Consider the following 12,614-nt stretch of genomic DNA (forward strand, 5'->3'; position numbering starts at 1 on the left):
TGGGGGGGGGGTACACCCGCCCCGGGGGGGGCCCCCACGCGGCGGGGCGCGCGGTCGCTGCCCCCCGGGGAGCTCCGGCTCCCCGGGGCACCGCAACTTCTGCCCGACCACTGCCTCTTCGGCGAATGAACCTTTAACATCTGCGTCACCGCAAGGTTTCAGCAACCTTGCAGCAAGAACCTTCAACGAAGAAGGACACCCCATATGGTGCGCAGAACCCTTTCCGGGGCCGTCGCCCTCGCGGCCGCCCTTGTCATGTCCTCGTCCGTAGCCGAGGCGTCCCCGCCCGGCACCAAGGACGTCACCGCCGTCCTGTTCGAGTGGGACTTCGCCTCCGTCGCCCGGGAGTGCACGAACACCCTCGGCCCCGCCGGCTACGGCTACGTCCAGGTCTCCCCGCCCGCCGAGCACATACAGGGCGCGCAGTGGTGGACGTCGTACCAGCCCGTCAGCTACAGGATCGCGGGCCGGCTCGGCGACCGCACCGCCTTCCGGACCATGGTGAACACCTGCCACGCGGCCGGCGTGAAGGTCGTCGTCGACGCGGTGGTCAACCACATGTCGGCGGGCAGCGGCACCGGCACCGGCGGCTCGCCGTACACGAAGTACGGCTACCCCGGGCTGTACTCCTCGTACGACTTCGACGACTGCACCGCGCAGATCACCGACTACCGCGACCGCGGCAACGTTCAGAACTGCGAGCTGGTCGGCCTCGCCGACCTCGACACCGGTGAGGAGTACGTCCGCAGGACCATCGCCGGGTACCTGAACGACCTGCTCTCCCTCGGCGTCGACGGCTTCCGCGTCGACGCGGCCAAGCACATCCCGGCCGCCGACCTGGCGAACGTCAAGTCCCGCCTGTCCAACCCGTCCGTCTACTGGAAGCAGGAGGTCATCCACGGCGCCGGCGAGGCCGTCCAGCCGGGCGAGTACACCGGCAACGGCGACGTGCAGGAGTTCCGGTACGCCTACGACCTCAAGCGCGTCTTCAACAGCGAGAACCTCGCCTACCTGAAGAACTACGGCGAAGGCTGGGGCTACCTGGGCAGCGGATCGGCCGGCGTCTTCGTCGACAACCACGACACCGAGCGCAACGGCTCCACCCTCAGCTACAAGGACGGCGCGAACTACACCCTGGCCAACGTCTTCATGCTGGCCTGGCCGTACGGGGCGCCCGACGTCCACTCCGGCTACGAGTTCTCCGACCACGACGCGGGGCCGCCGAACGGGGGCCGGGTGAACGCCTGCTGGCAGGACGGCTGGAAGTGCCAGCACGCCTGGCCGGAGATCCGGTCCATGGTGGCCTTCCGCAACGCCACCCGGGGCGAGGCGGTCACGAACTGGTGGGACAACGGCGGCGACGCCATCGCGTTCGGGCGGGGGAGCAAGGGCTTCGTGGCCCTCAACCACGAGTCCGGCGCGCTGACCCGCACCTACCAGACGTCCCTGCCCGCCGGCACGTACTGCGACGTGCAGGGCGGCAGGACGGTGACCGTGAACGGCTCCGGGCAGCTCACGGCGACGCTCGGCGGCAACACGGCCCTCGCCGTGTACGCGGGCAAGCCGAGCTGCTGACCTCCGCCGCGGCAAGGGTCGTGAAATTCTTTTCCGTTACTTTCACGACCCTTGCTGTAAGCCTTGCGTGGCGGTTACCGTCACGCCGGGGTCGGACCCGAATGAGCCGCAAGCGCAAGGAGTTCACGCCCGTGACACCCAGAAGGCCGGCGCCGCCGACGCGCCGCACCCCGCACGCGAGACGGATCGCGGCCGTCACCGCCGCCGCCTTGGCCGTCGTACTCGTCCAGCCGCTCACGGCCCGCGCCGCCACCCCGCCGCCTCCGCCGGACGCGCGGCTCGCCGCCGAGCCCGCCCGGCACGACGCCACCCGCGAGCAGTTCTACTTCGTCCTGCCGGATCGTTTCGCCAACGGTGACACCGGCAACGACGAGGGGGGCCTGACCGGCTCCCGGCTCGCGACCGGGTACGACCCCGCCGACAAGGGCTTCTACCAGGGCGGCGACCTCAAGGGCCTGACGGAGAAGCTCGACTACATCAAGGGCCTGGGCACCACCGCCCTCTGGATGGCGCCGATCTTCGAGAACCAGCCCGTGCAGGGCGCCGGGGCAGACGCCTCCGCCGGGTACCACGGGTACTGGATCACCGACTTCACCCAGGTCGACCCGCACTTCGGCACCAACGAGGACCTGAAGAACCTCGTCTCCAAGGCGCACGCCAAGGGCATGAAGGTCTTCTTCGACGTCATCACCAACCACACCGCCGACGTCGTCGGCTACGAGGAGAAGTCCTACGACTACCTCTCCAAGGGCGCCTTCCCCTACCTGACCGAGGACGGGAAGCCCTTCGACGACGCCGACTACGCGGACGGCTCCCGGAAGTTCCCCGAGGTCGGCACCGGCTCCTTCCCGCGCACCCCGGTCGTGCCCGCCGACAAGAAGAACCTCAAGGTGCCGTCCTGGCTCAACGACCCGGCGATGTACCACAACCGGGGCGACTCGACCTGGGCCGGCGAGTCGGCCACGTACGGCGACTTCAACGGCCTGGACGACCTGTGGACCGAGCGGCCCGAGGTCGTGAAGGGCATGGAGCGCATCTACCAGCGCTGGGTGCGGGACTTCGGCATCGACGGCTTCCGTATCGACACCGTCAAACACGTCAACATGGAGTTCTGGACCCAGTGGGCCACCGCCCTGGACGCCTACGCGGCGAAGCGGGGCCGGGACGACTTCTTCATGTTCGGCGAGGTCTACTCCGCCGACACGAACGTCACCGCCCCCTACGTCACCCGGGGCCGCCTCGACGCCACCCTCGACTTCCCCTTCCAGGACGCGGCCCGCGCCTACGCCTCCCAGGGCGGCAGCGCGAAGAAGCTCGCGTCCGTCTTCGGCGACGACTACAAGTACACGACCGACAAGGCCAACGCCTACGGACAGGTCACCTTCCTCGGCAACCACGACATGGGCCGCATCGGGACCTTCCTGAAGCAGGACGACCCGGGCGCGGGCGACGCCGAGCTGCTGCGCAAGGCGAAGCTGGCCAACGAGCTGATGTTCCTCAGCCGCGGCAACCCGGTCGTCTACTACGGCGACGAGCAGGGCTTCACCGGCGCGGGCGGCGACAAGGACGCCCGCCAGCCGATGTTCGCCTCCCGCACGGCCGACTACCTCGACGACGACCAGCTCGGCACCGACCGCACCCACGCCGAGGACGCCTACGATCCGCGAGCACCGCTCTACGAGCAGATCAGTGCTCTCGCCAAGCTCCGCAAGGCCCACCCGGCGCTCGCCGACGGAGTCCAGACCGAGCGGTACGCGGCCGACGGCCCCGGCGTCTACGCCTTCTCCCGCGTCGATGCGGCGTCCGGCACCGAGTACGTCGTCGCCTTCAACAACGCGGACGAGGCGAGGAAGGCGGCCTTCGCGACCGAGTCGGCGGGCATGGCCTTCCGGGGCCTGTACGGCACCGGCGCCACGGCCCGCTCCGGCGCCGACAAGAAGATCACCGTGACCGTCCCGGCGGGATCGGCGATCGTCCTCAAGGCCACGGGCCGCATCGGGAAGCCCGCCGCCGCACCGGCGCTCACCCTGAAGGCCCCCGCCCCCGGCGCCACCGGCACCGTCGAGCTGACCGCGGACGTCGACGGGGGCGGGCTGAACCGCGTCGTCTTCGCCGCCCAGACCGGCGACGGCACGTGGCGGACGCTCGGTACCGCCGACCACGCCCCCTACAAGGTCACCCACACCATCGGCGAGGACGTGCCCGCCGGCACCGCCCTGCGCTACAAGGCGGTCGTCGTCGACGCGGCCGGCCGCACCGCGAGCGCCACCGCCGCCTCCACCACGGGCACCCCGCCCGCCGAGCAGCCCCCCACCGCCGCCTCCCGCGACTACGCGATCGTCCATTACCAGCGCGCCGACGGGAACTACGGCGACTGGGGCCTGTACGCCTGGGGCGACCTCGCCGACGGCGAGGCCACCGAATGGCCGGGGAGCCACCCGTTCACCGGCCGGGACGCTTACGGCGCCTTCGCCTATGTCAAGCTGAAGCCGGGCGCCTCGAACGTCGGCTTCCTGGTAATCGACAAGAACGGGAACAAGGACGTCGCCGCCGACCGCGCCATCGACGTCACGAAGACCGGCGAGGTGTGGATCGAGCAGGGGAAGGAGACCGTCACGACCGAGCGGCCCGAGTACCCGGCGCAGGACACGAGCAAGGCCGTCCTGCACTACCACCGCGCCGACGGGAACTACGACGGCTGGGGCCTGCACGTGTGGGGCGGCGCCGCCGAGCCCACCGACTGGTCGAAGCCCCTCGCCCCGGTGAGGACCGACTCCTACGGCGCGGTCTTCGAGGTGCCGCTCACGGCGGGTGCCACCGGTCTCGGCTACATCGTGCACAAGGGCGACGAGAAGGACCTGCCCACCGACCAGTCCCTGGATCTCAGGGCGACCGGCCACGAGGTGTGGCTGGTGAGCGGCGAGGAGAAGTACCTGCTGCCGCAGCCGGCGGGCTCCGCCGCCGCCGTCGACCCGACCACCGCCAAGGCCGTCTGGATCGACCGGGACACCGTCGCCTGGAACGGCTCCGAGGGCGCCGCCTCCACCCAGCTCCGTTACTCCCGCACCGGCTCCATCAAGGCCGAGAACGGCGTCCTGACCAGCACGGACGAGCGCCGGCTGCGGCTGGTGAAGACCTCCCTGACCGACGCCCAGAAGACGCAGCACCCGCACCTGAAGGAGTACGCCGCCTACGCCGTCGACCCGCGCGACCGCGACCGGGTCCGGGAGGCCCTGCGCGGCCAGGTCGTCGCCACCCATACGGCGGCCAACGGCGCCGTGCTCGCGGCGACCGGCGTGCAGATCGCCGGCGCGCTGGACGACCTGTACGACGCCACCGGCGCCGACCTCGGCCCGACGTTCCGCGACGGCCGCCCCACCCTGTCCGTCTGGGCCCCCACCGCCCAGAGCCTCTCCCTGGAACTGGACGGCCGGCACGTACCGATGCGCCGGGACGACTCCACCGGCGTCTGGTCCGTCACCGGCCCGAAGTCCTGGAAGGGCAAGCCGTACCGGTACGTCGTGGAGGTCTGGGCGCCCGGCGCCCGCGAGGTCGTCACCAACAAGGTCACCGACCCGTACGCCGTCGCCCTCACCGCCGACTCGAAGCGGAGCCTCGTCGTCGACCTCGCCGACAAGGCCCTCGCGCCGAGCGGCTGGACGACGTACGACAAGCCGAGGGCCGTACCCCTGCGGGACGCCCGGATCCAGGAGCTGCACATCCGCGACTTCTCCGTCGAGGACCGCACGGCGCGGCACCCGGGCACCTACCTGGCCTTCACCGACAAGGACAGCGACGGCAGCCGGCACCTGAGGAAGCTCGCCCAGGCGGGCACCTCGTACGTCCATCTGCTGCCCGCCTTCGACATCGCCACCATCCCCGAGCGGAAGTCCGGCCAGGCCGGCGTCGACTGCGACCTCGCCGCGCTCCCCGCCGACTCCGACCGGCAGCAGGAGTGCGTGGCGAAGGCGGCGGCGAAGGACGCCTACAACTGGGGCTACGACCCGTACCACTACACGGTCCCCGAGGGTTCCTACGCCACCGACCCGGACGGCACCGCCCGCACGGTCGAGTTCCGCAAGATGGTCAAGGCGCTCAACGAGGACGGCCTGCGGGTCGTCATGGACGTCGTCTACAACCACACCGCCGCCAGCGGCCAGGCGGACACCTCCGTCCTGGACCGGATCGTCCCCGGCTACTACCAGCGGCTGCTGGCCGACGGCTCGGTCGCGAACAGCACCTGCTGCGCCAACACCGCCCCCGAGAACGCCATGATGGGCAAGCTGGTCGTCGACTCGGTCGTCACCTGGGCCAGGCAGTACAAGGTCGACGGCTTCCGCTTCGACCTCATGGGCCACCACCCGAAGGCCAACATCCTTGCGGTCAGGAAGGCCCTCGACGCGCTGACCATGGAGAAGGACGGCGTCGACGGCAAGGCGATCATCCTGTACGGCGAGGGCTGGAACTTCGGCGAGGTCGCCGACGACGCCCGCTTCGTCCAGGCCACGCAGAAGAACATGGCCGGCACCGGCATCGCCACCTTCTCCGACCGCGCCCGCGACGCCGTGCGCGGCGGCGGCCCCTTCGACGCCGACCCCGGCGTCCAGGGCTTCGCCTCCGGCCTGTACACCGAGCCCAACACCTCGAAGGCCAACGGCACCCCGGCCGAGCAGAGGGCCCGCCTCCTGCACTACCAGGACCTGATCAAGGTCGGGCTCTCCGGCAACCTCGCCGGCTACACCTTCACCGACACCGGCGGCAAGAAGGTCACCGGCGCCCAGGTCGACTACAACGGCGCCCCCGCCGGATACGCCGAGGCCCCCGGCGACGCCCTCGCCTACGCCGACGCGCACGACAACGAGACCCTCTTCGACGCGCTCGCCTTCAAACTGCCCGCCACCGTGACCGCCGACGACCGGGCCCGCATGCAGGTCCTCGCCCTGGCGACGGCCGCCCTCTCCCAGGGCCCGGCCCTCTCCCAGGCCGGCACCGACCTGCTGCGCTCCAAGTCGCTGGACCGCAACTCCTACGACAGCGGCGACTGGTTCAACGCCATCCACTGGGACTGCCAAGACGGCAACGGCTTCGGCCGGGGCCTGCCGCCGGCCGCCGACAACAAGGACAAGTGGCCGTACGCCAAGCCCCTGCTCACCACCGTGCGGGTCGGCTGCCCCCAGATCGAGGGCGCCTCGGCGGCCTACCGGGACCTGCTGAGGATCCGGACGAGCGAGAAGGACTTCTCCCTCGCCACCGCCGGACAGGTCCAGTCCCGCCTCTCCTTCCCGCTGTCCGGCCCCGGCGAGACACCCGGCGTGATCACCATGCGCCTCGGTGACCTGGTCGTCGTCTTCAACGCCACCCCGCAGCGGCAGACCCAGCGCCTCGCCGCGCTCGCCGGGACCGGCTACCGCCTGCACCCGGTGCAGGCGTCGGGCGCGGACCCGGTGGTGAAGGAGGCGGCGTACGCGGCGCGGACGGGCACGTTCACCGTCCCGGCGCGCACGGTCGCGGTGTTCTCCCGGGTCGGCTGAGCTCCGCCTCGCACGGTTAGGGTGAGCCCTGCTGTTCACGAACAGGAGGGCTCATGCCGCAGATCACCGTCGACTACTCCGCCGAACTGGCGGACGACTTCGACCGGCCCGCGTTCGCGCGGGCCCTGCACACCACCGTGGTCGACATCGCGGCGGCCAGGCCGCCCGCGTGCAAGACGCAGTTCCGCCGCACCGAGGACACCACGGTCGGCCCGGACACCGAGGGGCACGCCGTCGTGCACGTCACCCTGGGGCTGCTCGCGGGCCGCACCGAGGAGACCAAGGCCCGGCTCACCGAGGCCGTGCTGGAACTGCTGCGGCAGTACGTCAAGCCGGCTGGCGGCCTCGCCCTGCACGCCTCCGCCGAGGTGCGCGAACTCGACCCGTCCTACCGGAAGTTCGAGACGGAGGGCTAGGAGCCCGGGAGCCGTCTAGGAGACCAGCGCGGCGAGCCGGGCGGACAGGTCCCGGAAGGGGCCGTCGGCCGGCTCGTCCGCGAGGACGCGGCGCAGCAGCGCGCCCATCTCCGGGTCGTGGGCGGCGCTCACCGCCAGCAGCGCGGCCAGGTCGTGCACGAGCTGGACCTCCAGTTCGGCGCGCGGGACGCGCCGGCCGTCCAGCCAGATCAGCGCCGTCGACTCGGCCAGCGAGATCCACGAGCGGACGACCAGCTCCAGCCGCGCCGGCGGATCCGTCACCCCCAGGTGCGACAGCAGCTCGGCGTACGCGGCCTGCCGTACGGAGTCGATGAGCGCGCACGTCGCCGAGGCGGTGCCGAAGGAGCAGGCGGTGCCCGCGGGGACCGCCGGGCCGCCGCGCATGAGCGCCGCGAAGCCGGGGCCGTGCTCGTCGACGAAGTCGAAGAAGCGGCCCGTCACCCGCAGCAGCCGCGTTCCCAGCGGCCCGTCGTGCGGCTCCGCGAACCGGCCCGCCAGATCCTCCGCGGCGCGCTTGAGCGCGGCCTCGTAGAGGCTGAGTTTGCCGGGGAAGTAGTGGTAGACGAGCGGGCGCGAGATGCCCGCGGCCGACGCTATCTCGTCGATGGAGACCTCGTCGGGCGAGCGGCGGCTGAACAGGTCCAGCGCGATGCCGATCAACTGCTGCCGCCGCTCCTCGACGCCCATGCGGCGGCGTACCCCGGTAGTCATACGAACACCTTACCGATCGATTCCGGCCTCGGAACCGGCCCGACCGGACATGGGCGTTCACAGGACCGGCACCAGCCGGCCACTCGCGCGCGCGAAACGCGGACGAGCGGGGAGCCGGACAGCTCCACGTCGGCCGGCAGCTCGCCCCGATGGCCGATCTCCCCTCCCGGCGCCCGCTGTTGACGGGTCCCGCACCAGCCCCGCCCGCAGGAGTACGGCGTATCCGGCGGCTCGGCACGGACCGCGGCGGGCGCGCTCCGGCCCGCCGCGACCGTCCCCGTACGCCCGCCGCGCCGCGGTTCCGCCTCGAACTCCCCGTCGTCACCAGGGTCCGTGCGTGGCGTGAAACATTCCCTGTGCGGCGTGCTCCCGCCGCCATGAAGCCGCAGGACGAAGACTCGACGCCGACGCCGACGTCAACGCCGGTGTCGGCCGGCGGGTTTCCGGCGCGGGCGGCAAAGGGCTCGCCTCACCGCAGCCCGCCGACCGTCCGCCCGTCCTCCAGGGTGCCCTTCAGCTCCGCCTGCGCCCCCCGCTCCGCCCGCGCCGTCAGCAGGTTGCCGTCCGAGGAGGCGTCGATCCCGCCCGTCGCCCTGACCGACTCCGTGTCACGGCTGCCGGCGGCCAGCAGGTACCAGTCCCCCTCCTCCGACTTCCACAGCACCCCGGCCAGCACGTGCGGATCGCGTGCGCCGCACGCCGGTACGTCCCCGGCCTTGGCCGCCACCGCCCCGTACCGGCCGCCCGGCGTGCGGAACTGGGCCAGCACCCGCGCCCCGCGGCCCCGCCAGGTCTCGGCCCGCGTGCACACCCACTGCGCCTCCCCGCCCTCCTCGGGCAGCTCCTGCTCGGCGAACTCCCAGGCGTTCACCGCCCGCACGCCCTGCCCGCGCACCGCGCCCAGCGAGCAGGCGTACGGCGCCCAGGTGCGCAGCTCCTTCGCGCCGGACGCCTCCCGGGCCGAGCCCGGCCGCCCGGTGGTCAGGCGGGCGGGTACCAGTTCCCCGAGGTCGGTCATCAGGCGCGTGGTGGAGCCGTCGGTCAACTGGAGCACGTTCCACGACGTGCACGCCCCCTCCCGCTGGACGGGGCTGGCCAGCGGCGAGGTCACCCCGTCGGTCAGGGGCAGGTCCATCGCACCGGACCCCGGCTCGGTCAGGTCCCGCTCGGCGGCCTCCGTCACCCAGGGCGCCGTCAGATAGCGGACGTTGCCGTCGCCGCGGCCGAGGACCACCGCGCCCGCCTCGGCCCGGCGCGCGCCGTCGGCCCGCGCGAGGTCCAGGGCCGCGCCCGCCGTGCCCTTGCGCGGCTCGGCGTACCGGACCAGGCGCAGACCGTCGTAGAGGATCACCACGCGCGCGTCGTCGACGTTCCCGGCGTACAGCAGCTGCGGCGGGCCGGCCGGGCCGCCGGTCGCCGTGCCCGGCGTCGCCGAGACCCGCACGGCCTCGCCGGGGCGGGCCCACACCGCGAGGGCGCGGCGCAGCAGGGCACGGTCGCCGGTGAGGTCGCCGCGGGCCGGCCACACGGAGAAGTCGGTGCGGGGGGAGGTCCGCCAGGCACTGGGGGCGATCTTGATCAGCCTGCCGGGGTCGAGGGCGGCCTGGGCCGCGGGGTTGCGCGCGTACGGCGGGGCGGCGGCGCCGTCGGGGCCCCAGCCGCCGCCGGGCAGGCCGAGCAGCGCCCCGCACACGACCAGGGCCGCCCCCGCGACCAGCGCGGCCTTCCCGTGCTGCCGGCGCCGCATCAGGTCGGTCGGCCGGGCCACCAGCGAGCAGGGGTCGAACTCGGAGGAGTCCAGCAGGGTGTACGGGCCGGGGACCGTGTCCGCCTCGCCCAGCGCGGCGTCCACGTCGGTGACGCCCGCCGCGGCGAGCGTCCTGCGGACGTCGCCGTCGGGCAGCTTCTCCAGGCCGCGCAGCGCGTACGCGGCCCGGCCGGGCCCGGACAGGGCGGACAGCCGCTGGTCCAGGGCGAGTTCGTCGGCACCGCCGGAGCGGGGGAAGAGCTTCAGGCCCCACACCTGGGGCAGCAGCGGCGGCAGCTGGGACCGCCTGGGCCACGCCCGGCGCCGCAGCGGCAGGCCCGCCTCCAGCGCCGTACGCAGCACCCGCAGGCGCAGGCAGGCGTAGCCCGGGTCGGTCTCGCGCCCGGCCGCCTGGGACGGGATGACGGGCGTCTCGGTGCGGCTGCGGGGCAGCGCGCGCTGGGTGAGGGCGTGCGCGGTCAGGACGCGGCGGCTGCGGCCCAGGCCCGGCGGCAGGACCAGATAGGCGAGCCGGACCAGCCGCGGGTAGTGCTCGACGAGCGCGGCCTCGGCCTGTTCGACGTCGACGGCCGGGGCGGTGGCGGACGGTGCGGGGCGCGGGGCGACATCCTGTGGCTGCACGCCCAGCAGAACGAGCGGACCGGCCGATGGTCACCTGGCGGCACAGGGCGTCACGCCTGCGGCTCCACGAGCAGCCGGGCGTAGTTCGCCATCGACCGCTGGTAGCGCGGCAGGTGGCGGGCGAGGGCGCCCAGGACGAGGGACAGCCCCTCGCGCTCGCGCCCGAGACTCGCCAGGCACAGCGCGAGCGTGGCCCGTACGGCGTCGTCCAACTCGTCGGACGGGGCGTCCAGTTCGGGCGTGAGCAGTTCGACGCCCTCCTCGGGCCGGCCGATGTTCCGCAGCGAGCTGGACAGCTGGATCTTCGCCCGGCGGCCCTTGTAGCCGCTGACGTCGCCCAGCCCGCGCGCCAGCGCCCGCCGGTACAGGGGAACGGCCTTGTCCGAGTGGCCCGTCGAGTCCCAGGCGCAGGCCCGCTCGAACAGGCCGAGCGGGCTGTCCCCGGGCAGCTCGTCGGCGAGCGCGTCGATCACCGCGCGGAACTCCGCCGCGCGGTCCTCGCCGTAGGTGTCGAAGGCGGCCCAGGCGGCGGCCACGCGGTCGTCCCAGGTCCGGCCGGCATGTTCGTCGTTCACCGGGACACCTTCGCACGGGCGCAGGGGCGGCGGCACCGGTATTTCGGGCGCGGGCCGTTCCGCGGAGGTGCCGGAGGGGGGGGCGGGGCGGAGCGCGTGGCGGGCGCCGGGGGGTGCCCGGCGGGAGCGAGGCGGCTCCTCGTCCGCGCGGAAGCCGTCCCGCGGGTGTTCGGCCCTCCCGCGAGCCCTCGCACGGCCGCCGGCGCCACCGCTCGTGTCCGTGGTCTCATGGGGGCTCCTCCGGTGCCGGGCCGCGTGGCGAGGTCTGCGACGGCGACAGCCTCGTGGAGGGGCGGCCCCGGAGCCACTGGGCCGGGCCCCGCTCAGGGGGTGGTGTCAGGTACACCCCTGGCCAGGTACGTCCCCGGCGGCGAGCACCTTCGCCTCGGTCTTTGGGTCGAGCCCGGCCGGCGGCCGGTCCGGCCGCAGGGGCGCCGTGCCGCCCAGGCTCTCCAGCCAGGCCCAGGTGCCGGCGACGGTCTCGGCGGCGGGCCGGCAGCACAGGCCGGCCGCCAGGGCGCGGGAGACGTCCGCGCCGTGCAGGGCGCCGTGCAGGTCGCTGCCCGGCGGCACCCACACCGGAAGCTGCGTCCACGGCTCGACACCGGCCGCCGCGATCACCTCGGGGGCCGTCCAGCGCAGCTCGGCCGCCCCGCCCGTGACCCGCACGCAGGCCCGCAGGAGTTCCTCCGTCGTGGTGTGCCCCTGCGGCCCGGCCAGGTTGTACGGGCCGCTCAGCCCCTGCTCCACGGCCCCGAGGACCCAGGCGGCCAGGTCCCGTACGTCGATGAACTGAAGGGGCAGGTCCCGCGGACCCGGCGCGAGCACCGGGCCGCCGCGCGCCGCCCGGGCCAGCCACCACGGCAGCCGGCCGACGTTCTCGTACGGCCCGAGGATCAGCCCGGCCCGCACCAGCAGCGAGGCGTCCGCGCCGAAGGCGTCCCGTACGGCCAGCTCGCCGCCCCGCTTGTCCCGGGCGTAGTCGCTCTGCCCGGCGTCCGGGGAGGCGCCCGTCACCAGCGGCGCCTGTTCGGTGTACCCGGCGGCCGGCGGCCAGGCGTACACCGAGCAGCTGGAGACGTACACGTACCGCCCGGCGCGGCCCCGCAGCAGCCGCGCCGTGTCCCGCACCGCACAAGGCGCCGCCGACCAGGTGTCGACGACGGCGTCCCACGCCCCGTCGGCCAGGGCGGCGAGCCCGTCCGGCGCGGTGCGGTCGCCGTGCAGCGACCGCGCCCCGGGCGGGGGAGCGTGCCGCCCCCGGTGGAAGACGGTCACGTCCCAGCCGCGGCGCAGCGCGGCCTCCGCGACGGCCCGTCCCACGAACTCGGTGCCGCCCAGCATCAGCAGTCTCATGCCGCCGATCCTGGCGGACGCGGCGCCGGGGCGGAACGGG

The 12,614-nt window shown here is 73.6% G+C and carries 7 protein-coding genes; 3 read left to right on the forward strand and 4 right to left on the reverse strand.

The genetic code is table 11. The annotated features are described in order from the left end of the window. Positions 1–204 precede the first annotated feature (204 nt). From ABZ340_RS12890 to ABZ340_RS12900, 3 genes are all read left to right on the forward strand, one after another. The gene (locus tag ABZ340_RS12890) at positions 205–1,575 is read left to right on the forward strand and encodes an alpha-amylase family protein (protein ID WP_358781799.1); all 1,371 of its coding nucleotides are present in this window, start codon (positions 205–207) and stop codon (positions 1,573–1,575) included. Between the two features lie 131 nt (positions 1,576–1,706). Further along, positions 1,707–7,106, forward strand: coding sequence for a pullulanase-type alpha-1,6-glucosidase (gene pulA, locus ABZ340_RS12895; protein ID WP_358781800.1), 5,400 nt, complete (start codon positions 1,707–1,709; stop codon positions 7,104–7,106). A gap of 53 nt (positions 7,107–7,159) precedes the next feature. Further along, the gene (locus ABZ340_RS12900; protein ID WP_358781801.1) at positions 7,160–7,522 is read left to right on the forward strand and encodes a 5-carboxymethyl-2-hydroxymuconate Delta-isomerase; all 363 of its coding nucleotides are present in this window, start codon (positions 7,160–7,162) and stop codon (positions 7,520–7,522) included. A 15-nt stretch (positions 7,523–7,537) separates the two neighbouring features. Here the strand turns inward: ABZ340_RS12900 and ABZ340_RS12905 are convergent, their stop codons facing one another. From ABZ340_RS12905 to ABZ340_RS12920, 4 genes are all read right to left on the reverse strand, one after another. After that, positions 7,538–8,254, reverse strand: coding sequence for a TetR/AcrR family transcriptional regulator (locus tag ABZ340_RS12905; protein WP_358781802.1), 717 nt, complete (start codon positions 8,252–8,254; stop codon positions 7,538–7,540). Between the two features lie 469 nt (positions 8,255–8,723). Next, positions 8,724–10,643: a hypothetical protein gene (locus tag ABZ340_RS12910; RefSeq protein ID WP_358781803.1), complete on the reverse strand. Its 1,920-nt coding sequence runs from the start codon at positions 10,641–10,643 to the stop codon at positions 8,724–8,726. Between the two features lie 50 nt (positions 10,644–10,693). Continuing rightward, a complete protein-coding gene (locus tag ABZ340_RS12915; protein WP_358781804.1) occupies positions 10,694–11,218 on the reverse strand; it encodes a tetratricopeptide repeat protein in 525 nt (174 codons plus the stop codon). Positions 11,219–11,554: 336 nt separating this feature from the next. Then, positions 11,555–12,574 (reverse strand): SDR family oxidoreductase, encoded by a 1,020-nt coding sequence (locus tag ABZ340_RS12920; RefSeq protein WP_358781805.1) that lies wholly within the window; start codon positions 12,572–12,574, stop codon positions 11,555–11,557. Positions 12,575–12,614: the final 40 nt, after the last annotated feature.

The organism is Streptomyces sp. NPDC006134 (genome assembly GCF_040628835.1).
In the GTDB taxonomy this organism is placed as follows: domain Bacteria; phylum Actinomycetota; class Actinomycetes; order Streptomycetales; family Streptomycetaceae; genus Streptomyces.